At 68.8% G+C, this 23772-nt stretch carries 25 protein-coding genes and 1 tRNA gene; 6 read left to right on the top strand and 20 right to left on the bottom strand.

Annotation, left to right across the window (positions count from 1 at the left end):
* Positions 1-5: 5 nt before the first annotated feature.
* The 4 genes from ACR9Y5_RS01595 to ACR9Y5_RS01580 form a co-directional block, all read right to left on the bottom strand.
* Positions 6-653, bottom strand: a complete 648-nt coding sequence (locus tag ACR9Y5_RS01595; protein ID WP_481296305.1) for a peptidoglycan-binding protein — start codon at positions 651-653, stop codon at positions 6-8.
* A 565-nt stretch (positions 654-1218) separates the two neighbouring features.
* Positions 1219-1881 carry a hypothetical protein gene (locus tag ACR9Y5_RS01590; RefSeq protein WP_481296304.1) on the bottom strand — a complete coding sequence of 221 codons (663 nt, stop codon included), beginning with the start codon at positions 1879-1881 and terminating at the stop codon, positions 1219-1221.
* A 406-nt stretch (positions 1882-2287) separates the two neighbouring features.
* Positions 2288-2575, bottom strand: coding sequence for a hypothetical protein (locus ACR9Y5_RS01585; protein WP_481296303.1), 288 nt, complete (start codon positions 2573-2575; stop codon positions 2288-2290).
* 41 nt (positions 2576-2616) lie between these two features.
* Entirely contained in the window at positions 2617-2883 is a 267-nt protein-coding gene (locus tag ACR9Y5_RS01580; protein WP_481296302.1) for a hypothetical protein, read from the bottom strand.
* A 960-nt stretch (positions 2884-3843) separates the two neighbouring features.
* Between ACR9Y5_RS01580 and ACR9Y5_RS01575 the strand changes: the two genes are divergently transcribed.
* On the top strand, positions 3844-4839 hold the full coding sequence (locus ACR9Y5_RS01575) for a tyrosine-type recombinase/integrase (protein WP_481296301.1): 996 nt from the start codon (positions 3844-3846) through the stop codon (positions 4837-4839).
* Complete coding sequence (locus ACR9Y5_RS01570) at positions 4836-4961, top strand: hypothetical protein (protein ID WP_481296300.1); 126 nt, start codon at positions 4836-4838, stop codon at positions 4959-4961. Before ACR9Y5_RS01575 ends, ACR9Y5_RS01570 begins: the two co-directional genes overlap by 4 nt.
* A 41-nt stretch (positions 4962-5002) precedes the next feature.
* Here ACR9Y5_RS01570 and ACR9Y5_RS01565 read toward each other — a convergent pair.
* The 8 genes from ACR9Y5_RS01565 to ACR9Y5_RS01530 form a co-directional block, all read right to left on the bottom strand.
* Positions 5003-5091 (bottom strand) — tRNA-Ser (locus ACR9Y5_RS01565).
* Positions 5092-5161: 70 nt separating this feature from the next.
* Positions 5162-5800, bottom strand: a complete 639-nt coding sequence (locus ACR9Y5_RS01560; protein ID WP_481296299.1) for a DUF2510 domain-containing protein — start codon at positions 5798-5800, stop codon at positions 5162-5164.
* 4 nt (positions 5801-5804) lie between these two features.
* A complete protein-coding gene (locus ACR9Y5_RS01555; protein WP_481296298.1) occupies positions 5805-6128 on the bottom strand; it encodes a hypothetical protein in 324 nt (107 codons plus the stop codon).
* Between the two features lie 138 nt (positions 6129-6266).
* Positions 6267-6677, bottom strand: a complete 411-nt coding sequence (locus ACR9Y5_RS01550; RefSeq protein WP_481296297.1) for an ATP-binding protein — start codon at positions 6675-6677, stop codon at positions 6267-6269.
* A complete protein-coding gene (locus ACR9Y5_RS01545) occupies positions 6670-7002 on the bottom strand; it encodes an STAS domain-containing protein (protein ID WP_481296296.1) in 333 nt (110 codons plus the stop codon). The genes ACR9Y5_RS01550 and ACR9Y5_RS01545 overlap by 8 nt, the downstream gene beginning before the upstream one ends.
* On the bottom strand, positions 6999-8951 hold the full coding sequence (locus tag ACR9Y5_RS01540; RefSeq protein ID WP_481296295.1) for a glycosyltransferase family 2 protein: 1953 nt from the start codon (positions 8949-8951) through the stop codon (positions 6999-7001). The genes ACR9Y5_RS01545 and ACR9Y5_RS01540 overlap by 4 nt, the downstream gene beginning before the upstream one ends.
* Complete coding sequence (locus ACR9Y5_RS01535; protein ID WP_481296294.1) at positions 8951-10123, bottom strand: PP2C family protein-serine/threonine phosphatase; 1173 nt, start codon at positions 10121-10123, stop codon at positions 8951-8953. The genes ACR9Y5_RS01540 and ACR9Y5_RS01535 overlap by 1 nt, the downstream gene beginning before the upstream one ends.
* Before the next feature lie 4 nt (positions 10124-10127).
* Complete coding sequence (locus ACR9Y5_RS01530; protein ID WP_481296293.1) at positions 10128-10790, bottom strand: TetR/AcrR family transcriptional regulator; 663 nt, start codon at positions 10788-10790, stop codon at positions 10128-10130.
* Between the two features lie 55 nt (positions 10791-10845).
* Between ACR9Y5_RS01530 and ACR9Y5_RS01525 the strand changes: the two genes are divergently transcribed.
* Genes ACR9Y5_RS01525 through ACR9Y5_RS01515 form a run of 3 tightly spaced genes read left to right on the top strand, consistent with a single transcriptional unit; the run spans position 10846 to position 13046 of the window.
* The gene (locus tag ACR9Y5_RS01525; protein WP_481296292.1) at positions 10846-11265 is read left to right on the top strand and encodes a nuclear transport factor 2 family protein; all 420 of its coding nucleotides are present in this window, start codon (positions 10846-10848) and stop codon (positions 11263-11265) included.
* Positions 11262-12059, top strand: a complete 798-nt coding sequence (locus tag ACR9Y5_RS01520; protein WP_481296291.1) for an SDR family oxidoreductase — start codon at positions 11262-11264, stop codon at positions 12057-12059. The genes ACR9Y5_RS01525 and ACR9Y5_RS01520 overlap by 4 nt, the downstream gene beginning before the upstream one ends.
* 39 nt (positions 12060-12098) lie before the next feature.
* Positions 12099-13046: an NAD(P)-dependent oxidoreductase gene (locus ACR9Y5_RS01515; protein WP_481296290.1), complete on the top strand. Its 948-nt coding sequence runs from the start codon at positions 12099-12101 to the stop codon at positions 13044-13046.
* 18 nt (positions 13047-13064) lie between these two features.
* On the opposite strand, the gene ACR9Y5_RS01510 is transcribed toward ACR9Y5_RS01515, so the two are convergent.
* From ACR9Y5_RS01510 to ACR9Y5_RS01475, 8 genes are all read right to left on the bottom strand, one after another.
* The gene (locus ACR9Y5_RS01510) at positions 13065-13940 is read right to left on the bottom strand and encodes a serine hydrolase domain-containing protein (RefSeq protein ID WP_481296289.1); all 876 of its coding nucleotides are present in this window, start codon (positions 13938-13940) and stop codon (positions 13065-13067) included.
* Between the two features lie 108 nt (positions 13941-14048).
* Positions 14049-15089, bottom strand: a complete 1041-nt coding sequence (locus ACR9Y5_RS01505) for an NAD(P)-dependent alcohol dehydrogenase (protein WP_481296288.1) — start codon at positions 15087-15089, stop codon at positions 14049-14051.
* Between the two features lie 26 nt (positions 15090-15115).
* Positions 15116-16168: an NAD-dependent epimerase/dehydratase family protein gene (locus ACR9Y5_RS01500; RefSeq protein WP_481296287.1), complete on the bottom strand. Its 1053-nt coding sequence runs from the start codon at positions 16166-16168 to the stop codon at positions 15116-15118.
* Positions 16169-16221: 53 nt separating this feature from the next.
* The gene (locus tag ACR9Y5_RS01495) at positions 16222-16587 is read right to left on the bottom strand and encodes a tautomerase family protein (RefSeq protein WP_481296286.1); all 366 of its coding nucleotides are present in this window, start codon (positions 16585-16587) and stop codon (positions 16222-16224) included.
* Between the two features lie 60 nt (positions 16588-16647).
* A complete protein-coding gene (locus ACR9Y5_RS01490) occupies positions 16648-17439 on the bottom strand; it encodes a carbohydrate ABC transporter permease (protein WP_481296285.1) in 792 nt (263 codons plus the stop codon).
* Positions 17439-18296, bottom strand: coding sequence for a carbohydrate ABC transporter permease (locus tag ACR9Y5_RS01485; protein WP_481296284.1), 858 nt, complete (start codon positions 18294-18296; stop codon positions 17439-17441). The genes ACR9Y5_RS01490 and ACR9Y5_RS01485 overlap by 1 nt, the downstream gene beginning before the upstream one ends.
* Before the next feature lie 112 nt (positions 18297-18408).
* A complete protein-coding gene (locus tag ACR9Y5_RS01480; protein WP_481296283.1) occupies positions 18409-19779 on the bottom strand; it encodes an ABC transporter substrate-binding protein in 1371 nt (456 codons plus the stop codon).
* Positions 19780-20104: 325 nt separating this feature from the next.
* Complete coding sequence (locus ACR9Y5_RS01475; protein ID WP_481296282.1) at positions 20105-21133, bottom strand: LacI family DNA-binding transcriptional regulator; 1029 nt, start codon at positions 21131-21133, stop codon at positions 20105-20107.
* Positions 21134-21306: 173 nt separating this feature from the next.
* Here ACR9Y5_RS01475 and ACR9Y5_RS01470 point away from each other — a divergent pair, with 173 nt between their 5' ends.
* Complete coding sequence (locus ACR9Y5_RS01470; protein WP_481296281.1) at positions 21307-23772, top strand: zinc dependent phospholipase C family protein; 2466 nt, start codon at positions 21307-21309, stop codon at positions 23770-23772.

Here is a 23772-nt window from a genome sequence, read left to right as displayed (position 1 = left end):
TCGTCCTACGGCTGGGTCGACGGCTGCTGGATGGTGGACTGCTGGCCGGCGGTGGCGTCTGCGGAACCGGTGATGTTCTGGTCGATCGCGGCGTCCTGGTGGGAGACCGCGGCCGCCTGGCTGTCGATCGAGCCGATGTTGGCGGCGACGCTCGCGTCGATCGGGGCAGCGACGTTCGCGTTGGCCGCGACCGCGCCATTGATCGGGGCGGCGATGTGGGCATCTGCCGCGGCGTTGATGTCCACGTTCAACAGGTTGCCGTCCGTGATGGAGCCGGGGACAGCCGTCGTTGCGGACGGCGCAGGCGCGGAGGTGGTGTCGGCGGCCGGCGCCATGTCGCTCACCTGATGCGAGTTGGCCACCGCGTCGGCGGCGATGCCCTGCTGGATGGCCGCGCTCTGGTCTGCCCCCGCGACGGCCGTGGACCCGGCGGAGAGCACGTTCGCGCCGGCCGACGCCTCGATCGGCGCCGCCACGTTCGCGTTCGCCGCGACCCCGAGGTCGACGGGGGCGACGAGCCCCAGCCCGAGGTTCAGGTCGGCATTCAGATCGAGAATCGAGGCGACCTCCTTGTCGGGAAGAGGCGTGACGCCCTCCGCGGCCAGCTCCTCCGCGGAAAGCGGCTGAAGATCTTCGGTGTTCTCCTCGTTCATTGCACGCTCCGTCTCCGGCGCCGCAGGCGCCTGTTGGGTCATCACGCGCGTTCTGCGCGATCCGGCGAGGACGGTACGCGGGGCACTGGCTCGCTCAAGACCGTTTCTTTGGCCATGTGGTTGTGCTAAAGCCTTCGGCCGCCGAGGCACGGACGCGGGTCGCCGTTTTCGAGAATCCCCGCAGCCGGGAAGACAGCGCCGCTCTCGATCTGCGTCGTGAGGATCTCGGCCGTCTTTTCGGCGATCCAGCCGATGTCCTGCCTGAGGGTGGTCAGCGGAGGGATGTCGCAGGCAGATCGTTCTCATCGAAGCCCGGCCCCCTCCCACAGCACAGGCTCCGCTCCGTCTGCGCGGAAGGCGTCGGCGTGGGCTGACCCGTGTACATGCGCACCCGGTGCCCTGCCGCAGCGAAGGCGCGCGCGACCGCCCGCATGGGCGCAACGTGGCCAGAGAACGGCATGACCGCGAGCATCACCTCTGCCATGTCAGACATGGGGAGGTACGCCGGCCGGACGGCGCTAGAGCGGTGGTCCAGAGTGGACGCGCGGGTGGCCTCACCGCGGAGTCAGTCGCTGCCGACGGTCCCCGCCCGCGCGAGCAGCGGAAGCCCGCGGATTGTTCTGTTCGCGAGCACCCAGACAGGCGATACCACGACGCCGGCGACTGAGACTGCAAGCACAGCACTTGTCGGCAGGAAGACTGCGAGCGCGGCCGCAAAGGTCGCGCCGACCGGATCAACACCCCATGTCATGATTCGGCTCGCCGCCGAGAACGACCCCAAGGATCCCGACGGGATGATCACCTGCTTGAGCGACTCCGTGCCGGTGATGTTGACCATGACGCTCGATGCCCACAGCCCCAGCGACAGTGCGAGGAGCACAACGTTAAGAATCGGCCGGCCAGGTCGCAACAAAAGCATCCCCAGTCCTGCGACCGCGGGTAGTGCGAAGGTCAAGCTCAAGACTGCGAGCGGCCGCGCCCATCGCCAAGCCCGAGGGGCGATGAATGTGAACGCCAGCCCTAGGACGCCGCCGATCACTCCGGCAGCGCCGATTTCGGCGGCGGTCATGCTTCCGCTTTTCAGAGCGTGAGCGATGTAGACGGCTTGGATGGTGGCGGTGAACAGGTTGAAGCGAGCGATCGCCAGGTTGATCGGCCACATGACCGAACTGCGGTAGAGGGTGCGGAAGCCACAGCCTGTAACCCATCCCAGCGTGTTGACGTCCACGGGCGTTCTCAGCAGCTCCACAACGCAAAACGGCTCCGCAGAAAGCGGAGCCACTGCTGTTTCAGCCGAGCCTGAGAAGTAAGAGGCGGAAGAACGGAGAGCTCCATCGGCGGAGACGTAGGGATTTGAACTCTATTTGTGAGGTTCTGCAAGTCCGGTAGAACAAGACAATACCCCGACCAGACGCAATAAACGCATCTTAGGAGATCACACGGATAGCACTGTCATCTCGTCGAAGTGTGGGCAAAGTGTGGGCAAGTCGCGGAAGGACGGACGATCGTGCGTTGAGTGTTGCAGCTAAGTCTTCGTTCCGGGTCCTTCGTGCGCCCGTGCTAGCTAATCCGATGCAGCCACACTCGAGGGATGCGGAGCAAGGAGAGGCGACTGCGGTCACGAGCGGGGTGGCTCAAGTAGTCAGGATCCGCCAATCAACAAGCTCGCTGCCACCCGGTGGAAGTTGAACGACATTGTGGTGCGAGCGAATACTCAAACGCGCCACGATCTCATCACGACGGCCATTCATCCATTCAGGAGTCACGGCGCCCCAATCCTGAGGCGATGGCACGTATAGATCCCCCGGCTCGACCCCCCAGGCCGCGTCAAAGACGTAGCCGCGGTCGCCCTCCCAGTGCTCAACCAGCTCCTTCCAGACCGCCTCAATTTTGAAGGTGCCGTCGTCGTAGATTTTGCTCACGGCGAGAGGATACGTCGGGGATCAGGTGCCATGGCGGAGGGCTAGAGGCCGGTCCCAGTGCTGGAAGCCTGAAGGGCCTGAATCTGGGTTTCCAGTCGAGCCACCACGTTTTCGTAGAAGGCGATCACCTCCTGCGTTGGTTCTCCGCCGGTAGGCCAGGGCGGCATGCCAGCCAGACTGTCGAGTACGGCCGCCCAATGAAACGCTTCCACCTTGGCGTGGTGCGGCGTCTCGGGGTCGGCGCCCAAGTCCCATAGCAATCGACGGATCGCGAGGGCGTCGCCAGTGCTGATCGTCACATCGGTCATGCGGAGATTCTGGCGCATTCAACGAGCCAGAGGGACTCCCGTCCGCTGATGTATCCGGATTGGGACGCTGCGCCTGCCGTAGAGTCGGCTCATGAGGAGCTCTGCCGTCGTGGCGGTTCAATCCGCTAGATGTTGGCACCCCTTCAGGCGTGTGGCGCGTCCCCCACGCGTCACACCGGCCGCGAACTTCACTGGCGGGTGATCAAAGGTGACTTGGGCCATCTCGTCTGAAGACGCGCGGCTTGTGCGTGCCGGGAGAGTGCTTGTTCGGGTCCCGGACTGGTTTGCAGGTGGCGACCCGTCTAAGTGACGGGCTGTTGCTTACCCGCGTCGGGCCCATTCGCCTTCTCGAATTCGCGGATGCGGGCCTGGGCTGCAACTACCCGCCTAATTGCCTCGACAAGGAGAACAACGAACACGAGAACGGCAAGCCAACTCCAGAGGCTACCGTCGGCGACGATCACCGCGAGGGAAATTACGAGCAGAATGCATGCGAGGACCATCAAGAATGTACCGAAATTGCGCGCTCCCTCGAGGTGAAGCCTCTGCATAATCAACGAAGAGCCCGATGTCTGCGCGGCTCTGGAATCGCGTCCAAGAGGTTCACTCACGCCGGAGACCGTGCACCGTGCAGTGAGCTTCCAACACTCCGCAATCGCAGGTCGCCCACGACTCCACCCTCGCCGCACCGCAGAAGGCAGCCTGGCGCTTTAAGAGACCGAGTCAAGGGTGCAGCTCCGCTGCATCGCGCAGCGACGCGGGCGCCCTTGACACGGCCTCTGAAAGCGCGATCCTCCTGTGTCGGAGCGGATGAGGAAACCGGGTAAGCGAGCCGCCGGGACCGGGAGGACCGCCTACCTATCTCACCCGGTGTCGGCGCGGGCTCGTAGAGTGTCCTCAACCGGCGCCGTGGAAGCGTGTGCGACGTCGCGAAACGCCCTGGATGGAAGGCCCTTGCTGATGGGAACCATCTCGCCCTACGACACCGCACACGGTAAGCGTTACCGCGTTCGTTATCGAACGCCGGATCACCGCCAGACGGACAAGCGCGGCTTCAAGACTAAGCGCGATGCGGAACTCTTCCTCGCCTCGGTTGAGATCTCGAAGGCTCGCGGCGAGTTTGTCGACGCATCCGAGTCCGCGATCACGATCGGTGCACTCGGTACGGTGTGGCTCAGCAACCAGTCGCACCTGAAGCCGTCCTCCAAGAAGCCGCTCGAGGTGTCCTGGCACAGGTACGTCGAACCCGAGTGGGGTCGGCTCAAGGTGCGCGACGTCCGGTTCTCCGAAGTGCAGAACTGGGTCACGCACATCGGGCAGGACCGGTCAGCGACCGTCGTCCTTCGCGCGTATGGGATCTTGGCCGGCATCCTCGATGTCGCAGTGCGCGATAGGCGCATCACCTCCAACCCGGCCCGCGGCGTCAACCTGCCGCGGAAGGTATCGAAAGCGCATGTCTACCTCACCCACGAGCAAGTTCACCGGCTCGCCGCAGCGTCCCGCCAGCACGCGCTTCTCGTGTTCCTCCTGGCCTACACCGGGCTGCGCTGGGGTGAAGCGATAGGACTGCGAACCCGCGACGTCGACCTACGCCGCCGACGAATCACGGTGACAGTGAATGCTGTCGAGGTCGCCGGGGTCATCGAGATCGGAACGCCCAAGAGTCATAAGCGACGCGACGTTCCCTATCCACCCTTCCTGTCTGAGCTAATGGCCGATCAGATCGCCGGAAAGGGGCGAGACGACCTGGTGTTCAGCGACGCCCACGGGCAACACCTTCGACGGACTCGAGTCAGCACCGGCTCACGCAGCTGGTTCAAGACGGCGCTTCGAGAGGCCGAGCTCGAGCCGATGACCCTTCACGACCTACGCCACACGGCGGCTTCGCTGGCTATTAGCTCGGGCGCCAACGTCAAGCTGTCCAGCGGATGCTCGGGCACGCGTCCGCTGCAATGACCCTCGATCTGTACGCTGACCTCTTCGACGACGACCTCGACGACGTCGCGATGCGTCTCGACGCCGCCGTCTCCGCGGCAAGTGTGGGCAAAATGTGGGCAAGCCCGTTCTCCGCCAACTGAAAAACCCCCGAAATCACTGGGATTCCGGGGGTCTCGATCGGCGGAGACGGAGGGATTTGAACCCTCGGTCCCCTTACGGGGACTCCACCTTAGCAGGGTGGTGCACTAGGCCTGACTATGCGACGTCTCCAGCGCGACCGCGAGCGGACGCACGACGACCATCATAACGGACGCGGCGGCGCCGGTCCGACACGGGTCTTTCAGGTGCCGAGCGGGACGTTGTTCGCAGCGGTCCCGAGGATCTGGGCGAACAACAGCACGGACCAGATCAGTGCGGTCGCGAAGCTGACCACGTAGACCGCGATCGACACCCACAGGGGCGCCGCTCCGCGCCCGCCGGCGACGCCGCGGACGATCACGCTGCGGCCGATCGGGTAGACGATCCCGAGGAACGCCCAGGCCCAGTGGAACGGGCGCTCGACGCCTCGCCCGACGAGCTCGCGGTAGTCCAGCCACGCGAACACGATCGTCGCCGCGGTCACGAGCCAGCCGATGACGACGACGACGAAGTACAGCGGGCCGCCGAACAGCGCCATCGGGTCGCCCAGCTGGACGCGGGAGCCGCTCTCGTCGATCCGGAACGCCGCGTGCGGGTGGAGCAGGAAGAGCAGCAAAGTGCTGACGAGCGGCAGGAAGGCGACCAGCCAGATCCACACCGTGTACACCGGGGTCCCGGCGGGGAGCGGCCGGCGTCGCGCGGGCGCGTAGGGCGTCGATGCGTAGCCGGACGGCGCCGCGGAGACGTGGTCGGTCCAGCGCACGCCGTCCCACCAGCGCAGACCTCCCGGCCGCTGCGGGTCGGGGTACCAGCCGGGCGCGGGCGCGGGCGCGTTCGTCATGGGGTCACGACTCCCGGCCGACGGCGGGCTCGCCGACGAACTGGTGCGACTCGGAGGCGAGCTCCGGCCAGTCCTCTGCGTCGGCGATGCGCACCCAGGCGCCCTTCGCCTCGCTGCGGCCGGCGGGCACCGGAGACGCGACCCCGCGCTCGACCAGGTCGGCGGCGCGGTCCTCGGGCAGGTCGAGCGCCAGGTCGGTTCCGTCGAGGTAGGCGAACAGGCGGCCGTGCACGTGCAGGCCGGTCGCGGTGACCGAGACGTCGAGGTCCGGGTCCTCCAGCAGCTGGGCGGCCAGCAACTCGAACGAGGCTACGGGGGTGTCGGTCATGCGGGTCCTCTCGGCCGGGCGGGGCGGAGGCGCCGGGTGGGCGCCGTCCGGGCACTCGCGCTGGCGCGATCCTATCGCCCGAGCGCGCGCGAGCCGACGACCGACCTGGCGCGGGCCAGCGATGCGGTCGGCCACGCGTCAGCCGACGGCGAGCAGCCAGCGATTGCCGTCCGGCAGGGCGGCGTGCTCGAAGCGGTCGACGAGCAGGGTCACCAGGGCGAGCCCGCGGCCCGACTCCCCCAGCTCCTCCGGGTCGGGCATGGCGGCGCCGTCCAGATCGACCGGAGCGGGCGGCGCGTCGTCGGTGACGACCGCCTCCAAACCGTGCTCCGTGCTGCGGACCGCGAGCTCGACCCGGACCGGCCGGTCGTCGCTGCTGTGCATCACCACGTTGGTGACCACCTCGACCACGGCGAGCTCGAAGCCGCCGCGCACCTGCTCCGGGAGGTCCGGGAGGCGCTCGGCGAGCCGTTCGAACATCTCGTGCACCCGGTCGATCGTCTCCGGGTCGGCCGGGGCCCGGAAGGAGTCGCGGAACGGCTCAGTCACGGTAGGCGTCGTCGACGGAGGGGTGGATGCGCAGGATGCGGTCCAGGTTGGTGAGGCGCAGCACGCTCGACACCTGCTCCGAGGCGGAGGCGAGGCGGAGGTCGCCGCCCGCGGTGCGCGCGGTCTTCAGGCCGCTGACCAGCGCGCCGAGACCCGAGGAATCGATGAACTCGACGCCGGACAGGTCCACCGCCACGCGGGCGTTGCCGCCGTTCACCAGCTCCTGGACCTCGCGCCGGAGCTCCGGCGCGGTGACCATGTTGATGCGGCCCTCCGCGACCAGCACGGCCACGCCGTCCGGGCGGACGCTCGACGTGATCTTCATGACAGCGGGCTCTCCTTCTCGAGGGCTGGGGCGGCCGGCCCTCGGTACAGGGCCGCGCGCGGGATGATGCTGAGCACCACGAGGTCGTAGACCACCCACACCGTGTTCACGAGCGTACCGACGCCGTCGGCGGTCCCGGCGATGACCCGCAGCACACCGACGATCGCGGCGACGACCAGGACGACCATCGCCGTCAGCTGCGGCCAGATCTCCCGCCACGGGATGGGCGCGCGTCCCCTCCGCTCCTTCGGGGTGACGACGAAGCCGAGCGGCCGCTTGAACCACACGTTGGCGGCGGAGGTCCAGCAGGCCTTGATCCACAGCGGGAACAACGCGAGCGCGTACTGCTGACCCCGCCAGGTCCGGATGCCGTGGGCCCCGACCAGGAACATCAACTGGCTGAGCACGAAGTAGGGGATGAACCGGGCGAAGAAGTCGACGCTCCACGCCGTCACCGGCATCACTCCCGCGAGCAGGTAGATCGCCGGTGCGGCCAGGTAGACGACCGCCGCGAAGCCCGCCAGATAGCTCCACATCGTGGCGAAGTACATCAGCCGCTGGCCGGCGTCGAGTCCGCGCTTCAGGAGGGGGTTGTCCTTGAGCATCACCTGCATGGTGCCCTGGGCCCAGCGCAGCCGCTGCTTCAGCATCGTGCCGAGGTCCTCCGGCGCGAGTCCCGTGGCGAGGAGCTCGTGGTGGTAGACGCTGCGCCACCCGTTCGCGTGCAGCTGCATGGCGGTCGCCATGTCCTCGGTCACGGAGATCGTGGCCATCGGCATCACCGGCTGAGCCTCATCGGGGCGGTCGACCGCGAGCGCCTCGGTGATGCTCTGGACCGACTCGATCGCGCCGAGCGGCGACCAGTCACGCTCGGCCAGCCGCTCGAAGGCGGCCTCGTCGACGACGAACGCGGGCAGCTCCGAGTCCGCCTGCAGGGGCAGCTCCGCGATGGCCGCCAGGTCCTCCTCCACCGAGGTCAGGTGGCTGCGAACGGCGGCGCGGGACACCGCATCCACGTCCTCCCGGAGCCGGAACGTGACCTCGCCGACGCTGACTCCGGCGCGCAGGCTCTCGGAGGCCGCGCGCACGTGCTCGCGCAGCTGCGCCACCAGGCCCGCCGCCTCGGGGTCGGTCCGCGCCGAGCGCGCGGCCTTCGCCAGCATCCGCTCGGCCGCCCGCAGCGACGTGCGGACGGTGTTCTCGACATCCCGGACGTAGCCGGAGATGCCCAGCTGCATCAGCGCATCCCTCCGCAGCACGGCGTTCGAGCCGCAGAAGAACGCCGCGTTCCAGCCGTCCTTGCCCTGCTGGATCGGCCCGTAGAACAGGGGCGCCTGGTTGCCGAGCACGTCGGCCTCGTCGACGTTCGAGAAGTACTGCGGGGTCTGCACGAGCGCGACCTCGGGGTCGGCGAAGTAGCCCAGCGTCCGGTCGAGGATCTCGGGCTGCGGGATCTGATCGGCGTCGAGGATGAGCAGGAACTCGCCCTCGGTCTGGAACAGCGCGTTGTTGAGGTTGCCGGCCTTCGCGTGCCGCGGCTTGTCCGTCCAGTCGTCGGTCCGGGTGATGTAGCCGACACCCTGCCGCTCTGCGGCCGCCTGCATCTCCGGGCGCGCGCCGTCGTCGAGCACCCAGGTGGTGTGCGGGTAGCGGATGCGCTGAGCGGCGGACGCCGTGGTCATCACCAGGTCGACGGGTTCGTCGTAGGTCGTGATGAAGACGTCCGCGGTCCCGGCCGCCGGCGCGTCGGGCCCCTTGCGGATCCGGACCCGCCACATCGTGAGCGCGAAGAAGAAGGTGTCGACCAGGCTGTACGTCTCGGCGATCACCAGGGGCACGGCGATCCACCACGCCTCCCAGTTGACGGAGGCGAGCCAGCGCCAGACGACGTAGTCGAGGCCCGCGAGCACGGCGAGCAGGCCGATCACGCGCAGCAGCACCGGCCGCATCAGGCGCTCCTCCGCACCAGTACGGCCGTCATGTCGTCGATGGGGACCCCGTTCCGCGCGGCGCCGACGATCCGCGAGACCGCGCCCGCAGCCGTCGCGGAGCCGCGGACGATCGCCTCCAGCCGGGTGAGCGAGTGGTCCCCGCCCAAGGCGTCCAGGATGCCGTCGCTGACGCACAGGAGCGCGTCGCGCGGGCCCAGCTGCGCGCGTTGCGGTGCGCGCGGCCCGAAGGAGGGGATGCCCAGCGGCAGCGCACCGCCGTCGAGCCGCTCGAAACCACCGGAGTCGCGGACGATGAGCGCCAGTCCGTGGCCCGCATCCACATAGTCGATGCCGCCGCCGGGATGCACGCGCGCGTGGAACAGCGTGACGAACGTCGACAGCTGGTCGAGGTCCTCCTCGACCACGCGCGAGGCCGTCTCGACGGACGCCTCGAGGTCGGCGAGGTCCATGGCGCTCCGCAGCGCGGTGCGCACGGACGCGGCGACGATGGCTGCGGCCATCCCCTTGCCCATCACGTCGGCGACGGTCACGCAGAAGTCGTCGCCGACGTCGTACCAGTCGTAGAAGTCGCCCGAGACGCCGCGCGACGGCTCGCACGCCGCCGCGACCTCGTACCCGGGCGCCGCGGGCTTCCGCCGCGGCAGCAGACCCTTCTGGGCGATCGCCGCGCGATCCAGCTCGTCATCGCGCTCCAGCTCGGCCTGCACCCAGTCGGCGAGGTCACGCAGCACCAGCTGCAGCTCCGGCGTCAGCTCGCGGGGAACCGTGTCGAGCACGCACAGCGTCCCCACCGCCTCCCCTCCGGCGACGTGGAGCGGCTCCCCGGCGTAGAAGCGGAGGTGCGGGTCGCCGAGGACGAACGGGTTCTCCCGGAACCGCGCATCCTCCGACGCGTCCCGCACGATGAGGGCCGCATCCTGCTGCACCGTGGCGTCGCAGAAAGCCCCCTCGCGGGCGGCCTCCTCCGTGAGGCCGAGCTGCGACTTGCGCCACTGCCGGTCCCCGTCGAGCAGGGTGATGCTCACCATCGGCACGCCGAACAGCTGCTGAGCCAGACGCGTCACCCGGTCGAACCGGGCCTCGGGTGCGGTGTCCAGGATCCCCAGGCCCGTGAGCGCCCGCTGGCGCCGCACCTCGGTCTGCTGTCTCGACTCGGTATCGACTGCCATGCGCCTATCGTAGTGAGCGGTCTACCCCTGGTCGTCCGGGCCCCGCCGACAGGTGGGCAGCGATCCCCGCGCTGACGAATCGGGCGTAGTCGTCGAGTCCCCACCCGCCACGGACGACGAGCATGTCGTAGAGCTGGGGCGAGCTGTAGACGAGCAGGACGTCGGTCGCGCGGTCGAGGGAGACGTCCGCGGGCAGGCGCCCCGCCTGGGAGAGGCGGAGTGCGTTCCGGCCCATGCGGGCTCGCCGCTCGTCGGCGAGGCTGCGGGCGAGCTCCGCCAGCTCGGGGTCGTGGACCGCGGCGGCGTCGACCAGCAGCAGGACGGGCGCGACGCGGGGAGCGACTTCGGCGGTGAGCCGCCCCCATCCGTCGAGGAGTGCGGGCAGGTCGTCGGCGGGGAGAGTGTCCGATCGGCTCTCCGCGGCTACGGGCCCGAGCCCGCGCAGCGCCTCCTCGACGACCGCGCGGGTCAGCGCGGCGCGCCCGGGGAACCGCTTGTAGACCGATTCGGCCGAGATCTCGCAGGCACGGGCCACCGCCGGGATCGAGAGCCCGGCGTACCCGTCCGCGAGAAGGATGTCCCGCGCGTGCTCCAGGATGCGCGTCCGCACCTGTTCCGCCCGCGCACGCCGCGCCCCGCTGTCGTATTGCCGCTTGACGCCCGCCATCCCACGCCCCATACTCGAAATAGTTACAGATGACTGTAACGAAATCGAGGCAGCAATGTCCAGAGACACAACCGGGTTCCTCGACCGCCTCCGGGAGGCGACGAACCGCCACGACCTCGACGCGCTCGTCGACTGCTTCGCGCCGGGCTACCGGAACGAGACGCCCGCGCATCCCGGCCGCGACTTCGACGGCACCGCGCAGGTGCGCAGCAATTGGGGCCGGATCTTCGCCTTCGTCCCCGACATCCAGGCCGCGATCCTGCGCCAGGCGGCCGACGGGGACGACGTCTGGTCCGAGTGGGAGATGACGGGCACGCGCCTCGACGGCACGGCCCATCTCATGCGCGGAGTGATCGTGTTCACCCTCGAAGGGGATCGCGCGGTCTCCGCGCGCTTCTACCTGGAACCCGTCGACGAGTCGTCCTCGACGGTCGACCAGGCGGTCGCGACGCAGGTGCACGAGAGCGCGCCATGATCGTCGTGGCCGGGGGGAGCGGACTGCTGGGACGCCTCATCGTCACCCGCCTCCTCTCCCTCGGCGAGCGCGTCGTCGTGCTCGTGCGGGATGTCGACCGCGCCACGGCGCTGCTCGGCCCGGCCGTCGAGGTGGCCGGAGCCGATGTACGGCGCCGAGAGGAGCTGGATGCGGCCGTGGCGGGAGCCGACGTGGTCGTCTCGGCCGTGCACGGTTTCCTGGGCGGCCGCGGCGCCGGCCCGCACGAGATCGACGAGCGGGGGAACGAGAACCTCATCGACGCCGCAGCGGCGACCGGAGCGGAGTACGTGCTGATGTCGGTGAGCGGCGCCGCGCCGGACCACCCGCTCGACCTCTTCCGCGCCAAGTACGCCGCCGAGCAGTACCTGCGGTCGAGCACCGTCCCCGGGACGATCGTGCGAGCACCCGCCTACCTCGAGACCTGGCGGGCGATTCTCACGGACACCGCCGGAACCTCCGGCCGCCCTCTCGTCTTCGGCCGGGGCGACAATCCGATACCGTTCGTCTCTGCGGCCGAGGTCGCGGACACCGTGGTCCGTGCCACACGGGATCCCGCCTCCCGCGGTCGGACGATCGAGATCGCCGGCGAGCCGATCACGATGAACGAGCTCGCTCGATCGGTGCAGCAGGAGCGGCACTGGTCCGGCTCGCTCCGCCACGTGCCACGCCCCATCCTCCGCACTCTCGCCGTGGCGGCCCGGCCCGTGAACCCCGCGTTCGCGCGCCAGAACCGCGCGGCGCTCGGGATGGACGTCGGCCCGGGCCGCCGCTGATTCACGCGTCCGCGAGCACCGGCCTTTCGGACCCGCCACATGGCGCGCCTGGAGCGCAACGTGCGCCTGTGCCAGTGTGAACGGGTGCCTCCCTCGTCGTCCGCGCCCAGCCCCTACATCGGCGTCGTCGGCGTCGGCCGGATGGGCTCCGGGGTGCTCGCCCGGCTCGCATCCCTGGGCGCCGCCGCCTTCGACCTCGATCCGACGCGCCGCGAGACCGTGGAGCGCAGCGGTGCGACCTGGATCGACTCGGTGACGGCCCTCGCCGCGTCGAGCGACGTGCTCGTGACCGTGCTCCCCGGACCGGACGAACTGGATGCGGCCATGCGCCAGGCGCTCCCCGCCCTGCCCGAGGGAGCGCTCTGGCTGGACCTCACCTCCGGGGACCCGTCGCGGGCATCCGCCCTGGCCGCCGACGCGAGTGAGCGAGGGATCGATGCGGTCGCGGCTCCGATGGGCGGCGGTCCGGACGCCGCGGCCGCCGGGACCCTCACGCTCTACCTCGGCGGCGCGCCAGACGCCGTCGACCGTGCCAGGCCCATCCTGAGCAGGCTCGCCACGGGCGACGGGATGCGCGTCTGCGGTCCGCACCCGCGTGACGCTCACATCGTGAAACTGCTGGCGAACGCGCTGTGGTTCGCCAACGCGGCCGCGGCGGGCGAAGCGCTGCTCATCGGCGAGGCCAACGGGCTGGCGCCGCAGCACCTGCACGCGCTTCTCGCCGAGAGCGCGGGCAGCAGCACGGCCCTCAGCCGTCAGGTGCCGCAGGTGTTCCAGGGCGACTACCTGGCGACGTTCGGCGTCGACCGGGTCGTCGAAGAGCTGGATGCGGTCGCGGCGCTGGCGCGCTCCACCGCGACTCCGTCACCGGTGCTCGACGCGTCGGCGGACCTCCACCGCGAGGCCCTCGCCCGATTCGGCCCGGCGCTCGGCGAGCTGCTGGGCGTGCGGCTGCTGGAGGAGCTCGCCGGGCGCGACCTGCGGTAGCGGGCTCCCCCGGGTCGCCTAGCCGAGCAGCGCCTCGTGCGCCACCTCCAGCAGGCGGCCGGTGCGGAACTCCTCGTGAGCCGTGACCGTGAGGACGGCGTCGTGGGCGTCATCCACCACGACGTACTGGCCGTAGCGTCCGTCGAAGCGCCACAGGCCCGAGGGGCCTTCCCACGTCCCGATCCCGTAGTGCTCGGATGAGCCGGTCTCGCCGGTCTCCGTCCAGTGGCTGTGCATCCCGTCGATCCACGCGGCGCTGACGATCCGGGCGCCCTTCCACTCGCCCCGGTCGCGCAGCACCCGGCCGATCCGGGCGAGCTCCTCGGTGCGGAGCTCGAGGCCGGTGCCGGCGACGATCCAGCCGAGCGGGCAGCGCATCCACTGCGGGTTGTCGATGCCCAGCGGGCCGAAGAGCCGCGGGAGCAGCCAGTCGCGCACGTCGCCGACGGCCGCGCCGAGCATCCGCATCGCCACGTAGGTGCTGGAGTCGGTGTAGAGGAAGTGCTCGCCGGGACCGCGGGTGGGGTGCCGCAGCATCTCCTGCGCGAGGTCCGGTCCGGGCACCGGCTGGTCGCCGAACCACTGGAACGGGATGCCGCTCGACATGGTGAGCAGCTGGCGCAGCGTCACCCGCTCCACCCCTTCGCCGAGCTGGAGCTGCGGGAGGGCCTCGGCGACGGTCGTGTCGAGGGTCAGGATGCCTTCGTCCACCGCGATCCCGGCAGCCAGGGCGCTGACCCCCTTCGACACCGAGTACAGGTTGACCCGGTCGTCGCTGCGCCAGCGGTGCTGCGCCTCCTCGTCGCCGACGAGCGCATGGACGCCGTAGGCGCCCAGCCCCTCCCGGTCGACGGCACGGACGAAACGGCTCAGGAGGGCATCAGCGGCGGTCATGTCCCTATTCTTGCGATACTTCGCGGATGGAGTACGCCCGGACGCGCCCGCACCGGACGCCGGACAGGACCGCGGGCCCGTTCGTCGGCGAGCAGCCCCGGCCGCCTCTCACCTCCCGGGATGCCCGAGCTGCGGCAGGACCACATTCTTCAGCGTCGTCGCCTGAGTGGCGGACTCGAGCGCCGCCTCGACGTGTTCGAGTCCGTAGCGGCCGGTGACGAGCGCATCCAGATCGACCCGGCCGGTGGAGGCGAGTTCGATGGCGAGGGGCCAGGTGTTCGCGTAGCGGAACACCCCCGTCAGCACGAGCTCACGGTTCTGGATGCGGGAGACCGGCAGCGTCACCTCCGGCTTCCCCATCCCGACCAGCACGATCCGTCCCGCCGGCCGCACGTTCAGGATGCCGGCGCTCACGGCCGGACCCGCGCCGGAGGCGTCGATGAAGGCGTCGACGTCGAGGTCGAGGGCGGCCACGTCGTCCGTCAGAGGATTCAGCACGCGGGTGGCCCCGAACTCGAGCACGACGTCGAGACGCTCCTGGACCGGGTCGCTCACGATCACCTCCGTGGCGCCGAAACTCCGGGCGACCTGGGCGGCGACGATGCCGATGGGACCCGCGCCGGCGATGAGGATGCGGGACCCCGGGCCGGTGCCCGCCTTCTGGTTGGCCCAGATCCCCACCGACAGGGGCTCGCAGAGCGCCGCCGCCTCGAAGCTCATCGAGTCGGGGATGGGGAAGGCGTAGTCGGCCTGGATGACGGCGAACTCGGCGAACGCTCCGTCGATCGGCGGAGTCGCGTAGAACTCGATGAAGCGGCAGAGGTTGTAGCGGCCGTGCTTGCACTGGTCGCAGACCCGGCAGGCGCGCTGCGGCTCGATCGAGACGCGCTCGCCGATGCGGTCGCGGGGGACGGCCGAGCCGGTGGCGACGATGGTCCCGCTGGCCTCGTGTCCGAGGATCATCGGCGCCTCCACGACGAAGTCGCCGATACGCCCCTCGTGGAAGTAGTGCACGTCGGAGCCGCACACCCCGACCGCCGCGATCTCGACGAGGACCTGGTCCGGGCCGAGTTCGGGGGCGGGGACGGTCTCGAACCGGACGTCGTGGGCGGAGTGCAGCACGCTGGCGCGCATGGTGGAGGCGGTCATGATGTCCTTCCTTGCCGTTCAGGCGTTCAGGCGGACAGCCGGGCGGCGGCCGGTGCCAGCGATGCGAAGACCGCGCGGGAGCGGTCGTAACCCTCCGTCATCCGGTCGAGGATGTCCTCGGTCTCGGCGTCGGAGACCGCGGCTTCGGGATGCTGCTCCCGCCAGGCGAGCATCCGGAGCACCGATCGGTGGAAGGTGAGGCGCGGGGCGAAACCGGGCACGAAGCGCCGGATCTTCGTGTTGTCGAAGATCGCGCTGTGGCCGAGGTCGCCGAGGTAGAGCTCCGACCAGCCCCACTCGGGCGCCGCCAGCGTGAACATCTCCGAGGGGATGTGGACGAGGTTCGGCGTCGTGCCCAGCGCCTCGGCCACGATCGTGTAGATCTGGTCCCAGGTGTACACATCGTCGCTGGTGATGTGGAAGATCTCGCCGATCGCGCGCGGGTTGGCCAGCAACCCGACCAGTCCCTGAGCGAAATCGTCGGCGTGGGTGAGCGTCCACAGCGAGGTCCCGTCGCCGTGCACCGGGATGGCAGCACCGCGGGCCAGGCGGTCCACGACGTTCCAGCCGCCGGGGAGGGGAGGATTCGAGTCGTCGTACGTGTGCGAGGGGCGCACGATCGTCACCGGGAAGCCGGACTCCTCGTGGGCGCGCTGGAAGGTCTTCTCGGCCGCGATCTTCGCCCGCGAATACGCCACGAAGCGGTTGTGCACGGGAGTGGACTCGGTGATCGGGACCTGGAGCACCGGCTTCCCGTAGAGCGAGGCCGTGCTGATGTGCACGTAGTGCTTCGTCCGCTCCCGGAAGAGCTCGATCGACGTGGCCGCGTCGTCCGCGGTGAAGCAGAGGAAGTTGACGACCGCATCGAACGTGCGGCCCCGGAGAGCCTCCTCCACGGAGGCGCGGTCGTGGATGTCCGCGGTGAGCCGGGTCACGGCATCGGGGAGCCCGGCTCCGCTGTTGCCGCGATTGAGGACGGTCACGTCCATTCCGTCGACGACCGCTCGGCGCACGCTGGAGGCGCTGATGGTGCCGGTGCCTCCGACGAACAGGACGGACACGGGAGAGGGGAAACTCATGAGGGGGACTCCTTCTTGTCGGTGCCGGGCGCGCCGGCGGATTCCGGGATCGGTCAGTCGGCGAGAGTGCCGGCGAACCAGTCCTCGTAGTAGTTCTCGACGATCCCGATCTGGATGTCCTCCCGGCGGACGCCGATCGCTTCGAGGCGCGTAATGAGAGCGCGGTACAGGGCCCGCTTGATCTCCACGGTGTAGCGCCGGACCATGAGGATCTGGATGATCACGAGGCTGCGCCGGTCGACGCCTCCGTAGGTCGGGTCGAACTTGATCTCGTTCGCGTCGTGCGGGTGGAATGTCTGGAACTTGTCGTCGGCGGGGATCTCCAGGGCGTCGATCTGCGCCTGGTGGATCTCGCGGCTGAGCTCTTCGTGCTTGCTGTCGAACAGCGCGCGGTCGAGGTCGACTCTGATGAGAGGCATGGTTCTCCTAAGGAAAGGTGGGTGGACGGTCGAAGGGACGGGTGGACGGGTGGGTGCGGTCTACTTGAGCGCCCCGGCGGCGAGGCCGCGCTCGAATAGCCGTTGCAGGCACAGGTAGGCGACCACCTCGGGGATGGCGGTGATCACGGCCGAGGCCAGCACCTTCGTCTGGTCGTTGGTGAACTGGCCGACGAAGAACTGCGGGATCAGGGTGACGGTCTGGGTGCTCGTGTCCTGCAGGAAGACGAGCGGGAACAGGTAGTCGTTCCACGCGGCGATCAGCGTGATGATGACGATGGACGCGAGGATCGGCCGGGTCAGCGGGAGGATCACGTGCCAGAACGCCTGGTAGACGTTGGCGCCGTCCACCCGCGACGCCTCGAACAGCTCGTCGGGGATGCCGTTGACGAAGTTGCGCGCCAGCAGGACGGCGAACGGCACCTGCAGGGCGGCCAGCGGGATGATGACCGACCAGTACGTGTTGTAGAGGCCGAACGTGCTCGCCGTGACGAAGAGCGGCGTCAGCAGCACGACCTCCGGAAGCGTGAGACAGGCCAGGAGCGCCCAGAAGTAGATCTCGCGCCCACGGATGTGCAGCTTCGAGAACCCGAACGCCGCCAGCATCGTCACGGCGAGAACGAGCACGATCGTGATGAAGGCGATGATCGCGCTGTTGCGGAAGAAGAGGATGAAGCCGGGGACGGCCAGCACCTTCGCGTAGTTCGTCCAGCCCTCTCCGCTCAGTGAACCCTGGACCATGGCGACCAGCGGGAACAGGTACGGCACGACCGCGATCGTGATCAGCACTTGCAGGATGATGCGCGACCGGCGTCGGCGCGTCTCGATGAACATCAGCGCTTCCTCTCCCGGCCGGCGACCTGGAGCACGATCGCGAGGCCGAGGGCGAGTATGAGCAGGAGGACCGACAGCGCCGCGCCGTAGCCGACGTTGCTCTGCGGGATGGACTGGCGGTAGATGAGGGTTCCGAGGAACTCGGTGGCGTAGTTCGGGCCGCCGCCGGTGACGAGGTACGGGATGTCGAAGGTCTTCAACGCGCTGATCGCGCTGAGCATCAGCAGCGCGGTCGTGGTCCCCCGCAGGCTCGGCCACACGATGTCCCAGACGATCCGGACGTTGCCCGCGCCGTCGAGGCGCGCCGCCTCGATCATCTCCGGCTCGATCTGGCCCATGGCCGCGTAATAGAGGATGAACGTCAGTCCGGTCCACTCCCAGACGGTGATCGCCATGATCACGGGAAGGGCGGTCTCGGACTGCGCGAGCCACGGCTGGGCGAGTCCGGACAAGCCGATGTGGTCGAGCACGAAGTTGAGCTGGCCGTCCGCCGCGAAGATCTGACGGAACACCGGCGCCATCACCGCCGGCGCCAGGACCACCGGGACGAACAGGATGATCTTGTACAGCGTCCCGAGGCGGACCCGGGAGTGCAGCACCAGGGCGAAGAACACCCCGAGGGCCGTCTGCACGACGAAGGTCGCGATGAAGTAGACAGCCGTGTTGGTCAGGGCCTTCCAGAACACCGGGTCGCTGAGCGCGGTGGCGTAGTTGCTCAGTCCGACGTTCAGCTTCTCGAGATCCGTGCCGTTCCACGTCAGGGTGGAGATGTAACCGGTGTAGCCGACGGAGTAGTACAGCACCCCGATCACGAGCGCCAGCGCCGGCAGGATCCACGGGAGTCCCGAGGGCCGCATGTGCTGCGACCGGCGGGGGCGCCCCCCGGCACGAGGAAGCGGGGGATTTCCTCGTACTCGGGGGGCTGTTCGGAGGTTGGTGAGAGCCACGTGAGTGTCCTTGTCCGGGGCTCTAGTTGTGGGGAAGGGAGGCCGCCGTCTGCTGCAGCGTCTGGGCCGCCTGAGCCGGAGTCGCCTTGCCTGCTGCGACGGTCGTGGCGGCGACGCCGATGGCCGTCTGCAGATTGGCGCTGACCGTCTCGAGCCGGGGCTCGGAGGACGAGGTCGCCTGCTTGGCCAGTTCGACAAGCGCCGGCTTCTGGGTGGCGGGGTCGACGAGCTTGATCGCATCCCACTCCGGGTTGACGCCCTTCAGCGACGGGATGTCGTTCAGGCCGTTCGCGATCGCCTGCTGTCCCTGCTGGGAGGTGCCGAGCCACACCGCGAAGGTGGTGGCGGCCGCGGAGTGCTTGGACTTGGCGTTGACGGCCAGCCCGTAGTCGGAGTCGCCGAACAGGGTGGCGGGGTGCCCCTTGCCCGCGACGTCGGGGAAGCTGACCGGCAGGATCGGGAAGTTCACGGGGTTTCCGACACCTGCCGCCGAGATCGCAGCCGACATGCCGTCCTGCGTGGCGTACTGCATGTACCAGGTGCCCATCATGACCATCGCGTACTTCTGCGCCATGAAGTCGTTGCTGGCGTCGGGGTACTGCTGCACGCCGAGGGCGCCGTCCTCGAAGATGCCGTCGTCGAACATCGACTTCCAGATGTCGAGGGTCTTCACGAAGACCGGGTCGGTCCACTTGACCTCGCCCTTGGTGGCCTTGGTCCAGACGCCCGGGGAGACGCTGTCGGCGATGGCTTGCAGGGTGTCCTGGTCGAACGCCACCTGGCCGACGCCCTGGACGAAGCAGCCGACGTTGTGCTGCTTGAAGGTGGAGCACACGTCCTTCCACTCGGAAAGGGTGGTCGGAGGCTTCAGCCCGTACTTCTTGAAGAGGTCGGCGTTGATCCACAGCGAACCGGCGGACGTGGATCCGACCGAGACCGCTGCGAGCTTGCCGGCCTTCGTGGTGAGCCCGGCGACGTCGTTGGGCGCGAGCTTGGACTTCCAATCGCTGCCGAGCGCCTTCTCCACGGCGGGCTTCAGGTCGATCGCCGACCCGGCGAACGCCGTCATGTACTGTCCGGGCGAGATGTTGTAGACATCGGGCCCATTGGATGACGCGAGAGCAGGACGCAGCGCCGCGTTCCAGCCATCGATCGTCACCTGCTTGTAGGTGACGTGGATCTTCGGGTACTTCTTGTTGAACTCGGCGATGTATGCCGCCGCATTGTTGGGCTGCGGGGTCCAGCCCCACCAGGTGACATCGCCCGATGTGGCCGAACCGGCCGACGGAGCTGCGGAGCCGCTGCAGGCGGCGAGGGACAGAGCGGCCACGCCGGTGACTGCGGCGACGACGCTCGCACGAAGCAACCGCTTCGCTGATGAAGTGCGGAACATTTCTACTCCTCGTGAGTCGACGGTCACGGCTGTGTGACCGGGACCCGGCGACAACGGCTTCGCCCGATCGGGGGAAGCGGCGCACCGGGATGTGCAGGAATCTCGGGTGCATCTGGGGGACGGCAGGAGCCGGCGGACGAGGAGAGAGAATCCGAGAGAAGGTCTTCCTCGACCATCGGTTGGTGCCGCGGATCTGCAACTGATTGTGACGGTACTCGCGCGATAAATCCGTTGTCAACTATCTCAACTAAATAGGAAAATTTCGTAAACTGGTGTGCGCACGGAAAAGGCTCCCGCGCACTGCGCGGGAGCCTTTGTTCGACCCTCAGCGGGCGAGCGGCATGGTGCTCGCCCGCACCACGAGATCCGTGGCGAGCTCCACGCGCACCTTCTCGGGCGCGTCGCCCGAGCTGAGACGCAGCACGAGATTCGTGGCCTGTTCGGCCATCTCGACGATGGGCTGGCGGATGGTCGTCATCGGGGGTCCCGCCCACTGCGCCACCGGGAGATCGTCGTATCCGACCACGGAGAGGTCGTTCGGGATGGACAGCCCCTTCGCACGCGCGGCCTCGTAGACGCCGAGCGCCTGGAGGTCGCTGGCGGCGAAGATCGCGGTCGGCGGATTCGGCAGCGAGAGCAGCCTGTTCCCTCCCGTGATCCCGTCGCTCTGCAGGAACTCGCCCGGCACGAGCAGTTCGGGACGGAAGGGGATGCCGGCGGAATCGAGGGCGGAGCGGTATCCCGAGAGCCGCGCCTGGGAGCACAGCATGTCGGCCGGCCCCGTGATGATGCCGATGTCGCGATGGCCGAGCTCGATCAGGTGCCGGGTGGCCAGCAGGCCGCCCGACCAGTTGGCCGACCCGATCGACGGCACATCCGGGGCGGGGCTGCCCGAGGGGTCGAGGATGACGAACGGGATGTTCCGTGTGCGCAGCTGGCGCTTCTGGGAGGCGGTGAGATCCGAGCAGTTCAGCACGACCCCGAGGGGCTTGCGCCGCACGACGTCATCGATCCAGTCATCGGCGGGATGCAGCCGATTGCCGCTCTGCGTCACGATGAGACCGAGGCCGTTCGCGCGCGCGACGTGCTCGGCGCCCTTGATCACCTCGTAGACCCCCGGCGACTCCATCTCATAGAACACCAGCTCGATGAGGGGGCGCATGGCCTGCTTGGCCGTCCGCTGGTTGTAGCCGTAGTCGTGCAGCAGACCCTCGATCTGCGCCCGCACGGACTCGGAGACACCGCTCTTGCCGTTCAGCACCTTCGACACGGTCGAAATCGAGACGTGAGCCTCCTGCGCGATGGTGGCCAGGGTGGTCCGGCCCTTCTCGGAGGTGACTGCTTCTAACGCCATGCCAACACTGTAATCGCCTGCGAAGCAAATTGCGCGATATTGCAGGAAAAGTTTTGTGATCCGGCCGGACTTTCTCTCTAACGACAGCCGCCTAGCCACGCCTGCGGTCCCGGGGCTAGCCTGGCCACGATCCAGCACGCGCCGGCCGGCGCGCGCTTGCTGAGGGGGCGGCCATGCCCGGCTGGTATGTGCACATGGAGGTGGCCCACCAGGCCGCCGAACGGCTACGTGCGGGCAACGTCCCGCCCGGGTGGGGGGTCGACGCCGCCGAGGCCCAGCGCGTCGGCGAACTCTGCCACACCTGGCGGAACTACCTCGCCCTCGGAGCGCTCGGCCCCGACCTCTTCTACATGCTCCCCGACTTCGCGGGAACCAAAGGTGTCGTCATCCGGCAGGTCATCCAGTGGGTGATCGATGTCTGGGACGTGGTCGACGAGGAGTTCGTCGCGAAGTGGGAGAAGTGGATCGATCCGATCTCCACCAACAACTCCCAGCTCGCGTCGCAGCTCACCGGCGGATTGTCCGCCCAGCTCGGGCAGATCGTCGACGAGCTGACCTCCGCTGTGATGACCGCCTTCAAGGGCCTCCTGGCGACGATGGGCGACTGGTTCGGCGTCCTCACCTCGGGAGCGCCTCAGGGCTACGGGAACGCCGACTTCTATTGGGCGGACACCTTCCACTACCGGCGCACCTACCAGTTCGCCCACGTGCTCTACCGTCAGGCCTCCGACGCGCTGGCGGCGGCGACCACCGACGACGAGCGCCACGATGCGGAGGCGCGCTTGGCCTTCGCGGTGGGGTGGATGACGCACTGCGGCACGGACGTCACCGGCCACGCGTTCACGAACGCGAAGACCGGCGGACCGTACCGCGACCACTGGCAGCGGCACCACCTGGTGGAGAGCCACATCGACAGCCAGAACTACGACGCCGTCAACGGCGGCCCGTATTACGGGGAGTTCGGCCTGAGCGCGCTGCATTTCCGCGTCGCCTTCGTCCACCGGGGAGACGCCCCGTACGCCGGCCGGGCCGACGGTCCGCGGTTCGACTACTTCACCGGATTCCCCGCATACGACACGTCGCAGGGGCCGAACGGCGCCGCCCATCGCCGGGCCCATTTCGACCAGGACACCGAGGGGCTCCCCGATCACCTCGTCCAGGCGCTGACGGATGCGATGGCGCTCGTGCACCCGGACGGCCCGCGCATCCTGAGCCAGGATCCGCCGTACTCGGAGACGGATGCGCAGGGCCTGCCGGACGGCCGTCCGAACGCCGACGCCATGGCGCAGATGTGGACGATCGTCTACGGGTACCTCAAGATCACCTGCAAGGACGCGCTCAGCCCGCAGGCGCCGGAACCGCCGGACGTGTTCACCGACCACTCCTTCCCCACCCCGCCCGGCGGCGGCGGCAGCGGAGTGAGCGACTCGAACGGCGCGGATGTGGACGACGACGACTCGTTCACTCTGCTCGACCTGCTGCTCGCGTTGTTCGCGTGGGCCGTGTACCTCGCGCAGGTCGCCCTCTGGCTGGCGACGATCCTGCCCGGGCTGATCCTGGACCCGCTCACCTTCCCCGCGCGGGAAGCGCTCTACTACGGCCTGGTCGTGCCGCTCTGGAACCTGTACCTGCTGGCACGGCGCGCGCTCGTGATGTCCGGCTTCCTCATGCCGAAGCCGGAGGAGATCGACGGCGGCCTGGTCACCCTCGGTGCGGCGAGCGGGTCGTTCAGCATCGCCTCCGCATTGGATGACCCTACCGGCACGGGCGTGCAGGCCATGGTGATCACCGAACCGTCCGGCCGCCTGCATTCGGGCGCCTCGTTCGGGATCGACCGCGGCTACCCGCGCAACATCGTGCGCGACGACCCGGACGACGTCTCGGACATCGACATCACGTCCGCCCTCGGGCTGACCCATCGCCTGCCGTATGCCGGCGACGCCACCGAGTTCAAGCCCAGCGAGTGGGTCGCGCCGTGGCGCTACCCCCTGGTGAACCAGAAGGGCGACGGGGTCCCGCGGGAGGATTCGCGGACCCATGTCGGGCCCTACCTGGTCATGCAGGACAGCCGGCTGCTGCTGTCCGGGCTGCCGGGCAGCGACGAGGCGCGGGAACGCCTCTCGGACGCAGGGTCTCCGGCCAAGACCTTCTCCGAGCTTGAGGATCTGCTGCCTCAGGACAAGCACCTCGGTGGTCCGATCGACTACAGCACGTACCTGGTCACGATCATGGCGGGCGAGAGCGGTGACGAATTCCCGCAGAGCGACTTCAACCTGGACAGCGATCGCGGGTACGCCTGGCACTGCTGGGATTTCGACAGGCACGGACTCGGTCGGGACGCAGCCCATCCGGCACGCGGGGAGTGGGAGTACATCACCGACACGACCGGGTTCGCCTACACCCAGCCCTGCACGCCGCCCCAGTTCCTTCACCCCGACACCGACGCTCCCCCGTTCGTCGCGGGCGACCCGCCGGCCGGCACGCGCCTCTACGACCCCACCCGCGATCTGGCCGTGCACTATCTGACCCGGGCCGTGGTTCCGCCGCCCGGGCCGCAGACGCCGGACGCATGCCTGCCGTCGAAGGGCCACGAGCCGTTCACCGACAGCGAGTGGCGACGCTGGCTGAGGGAGGGATGA

The sequence above is a fragment of the Leifsonia sp. KNZ13-11D genome (assembly GCF_056754895.1).
This window is presented reverse-complemented; position numbering and strand designations above follow the sequence as displayed.

What these genes read in the sequence shown, in the direction of transcription:
- ACR9Y5_RS01595 (WP_481296305.1), bottom strand. Translation starts at nt 653, where the DNA reads ATGAACGAGGAGAACACCGAAGATCTTCAGCCGCTTTCCGCGGAGGAG.
- ACR9Y5_RS01580 (WP_481296302.1), bottom strand. Translation starts at nt 2,883, where the DNA reads ATGACCGATGTGACGATCAGCACTGGCGACGCCCTCGCGATCCGTCGA.
- ACR9Y5_RS01575 (WP_481296301.1), top strand. Translation starts at nt 3,844, where the DNA reads ATGGGAACCATCTCGCCCTACGACACCGCACACGGTAAGCGTTACCGC.
- ACR9Y5_RS01570 (WP_481296300.1), top strand. Translation starts at nt 4,836, where the DNA reads ATGACCCTCGATCTGTACGCTGACCTCTTCGACGACGACCTCGACGAC.
- ACR9Y5_RS01560 (WP_481296299.1), bottom strand. Translation starts at nt 5,800, where the DNA reads ATGACGAACGCGCCCGCGCCCGCGCCCGGCTGGTACCCCGACCCGCAG.
- ACR9Y5_RS01555 (WP_481296298.1), bottom strand. Translation starts at nt 6,128, where the DNA reads ATGACCGACACCCCCGTAGCCTCGTTCGAGTTGCTGGCCGCCCAGCTG.
- ACR9Y5_RS01545 (WP_481296296.1), bottom strand. Translation starts at nt 7,002, where the DNA reads ATGAAGATCACGTCGAGCGTCCGCCCGGACGGCGTGGCCGTGCTGGTC.
- ACR9Y5_RS01540 (WP_481296295.1), bottom strand. Translation starts at nt 8,951, where the DNA reads ATGCGGCCGGTGCTGCTGCGCGTGATCGGCCTGCTCGCCGTGCTCGCG.
- ACR9Y5_RS01535 (WP_481296294.1), bottom strand. Translation starts at nt 10,123, where the DNA reads ATGGCAGTCGATACCGAGTCGAGACAGCAGACCGAGGTGCGGCGCCAG.
- ACR9Y5_RS01530 (WP_481296293.1), bottom strand. Translation starts at nt 10,790, where the DNA reads ATGGCGGGCGTCAAGCGGCAATACGACAGCGGGGCGCGGCGTGCGCGG.
- ACR9Y5_RS01525 (WP_481296292.1), top strand. Translation starts at nt 10,846, where the DNA reads ATGTCCAGAGACACAACCGGGTTCCTCGACCGCCTCCGGGAGGCGACG.
- ACR9Y5_RS01520 (WP_481296291.1), top strand. Translation starts at nt 11,262, where the DNA reads ATGATCGTCGTGGCCGGGGGGAGCGGACTGCTGGGACGCCTCATCGTC.
- ACR9Y5_RS01515 (WP_481296290.1), top strand. Translation starts at nt 12,099, where the DNA reads ATGGCGCGCCTGGAGCGCAACGTGCGCCTGTGCCAGTGTGAACGGGTG.
- ACR9Y5_RS01510 (WP_481296289.1), bottom strand. Translation starts at nt 13,940, where the DNA reads ATGACCGCCGCTGATGCCCTCCTGAGCCGTTTCGTCCGTGCCGTCGAC.
- ACR9Y5_RS01505 (WP_481296288.1), bottom strand. Translation starts at nt 15,089, where the DNA reads ATGACCGCCTCCACCATGCGCGCCAGCGTGCTGCACTCCGCCCACGAC.
- ACR9Y5_RS01500 (WP_481296287.1), bottom strand. Translation starts at nt 16,168, where the DNA reads ATGAGTTTCCCCTCTCCCGTGTCCGTCCTGTTCGTCGGAGGCACCGGC.
- ACR9Y5_RS01495 (WP_481296286.1), bottom strand. Translation starts at nt 16,587, where the DNA reads ATGCCTCTCATCAGAGTCGACCTCGACCGCGCGCTGTTCGACAGCAAG.
- ACR9Y5_RS01490 (WP_481296285.1), bottom strand. Translation starts at nt 17,439, where the DNA reads ATGTTCATCGAGACGCGCCGACGCCGGTCGCGCATCATCCTGCAAGTG.
- ACR9Y5_RS01485 (WP_481296284.1), bottom strand. Translation starts at nt 18,296, where the DNA reads ATGCGGCCCTCGGGACTCCCGTGGATCCTGCCGGCGCTGGCGCTCGTG.
- ACR9Y5_RS01480 (WP_481296283.1), bottom strand. Translation starts at nt 19,779, where the DNA reads ATGTTCCGCACTTCATCAGCGAAGCGGTTGCTTCGTGCGAGCGTCGTC.
- ACR9Y5_RS01475 (WP_481296282.1), bottom strand. Translation starts at nt 21,133, where the DNA reads ATGGCGTTAGAAGCAGTCACCTCCGAGAAGGGCCGGACCACCCTGGCC.
- ACR9Y5_RS01470 (WP_481296281.1), top strand. Translation starts at nt 21,307, where the DNA reads ATGCCCGGCTGGTATGTGCACATGGAGGTGGCCCACCAGGCCGCCGAA.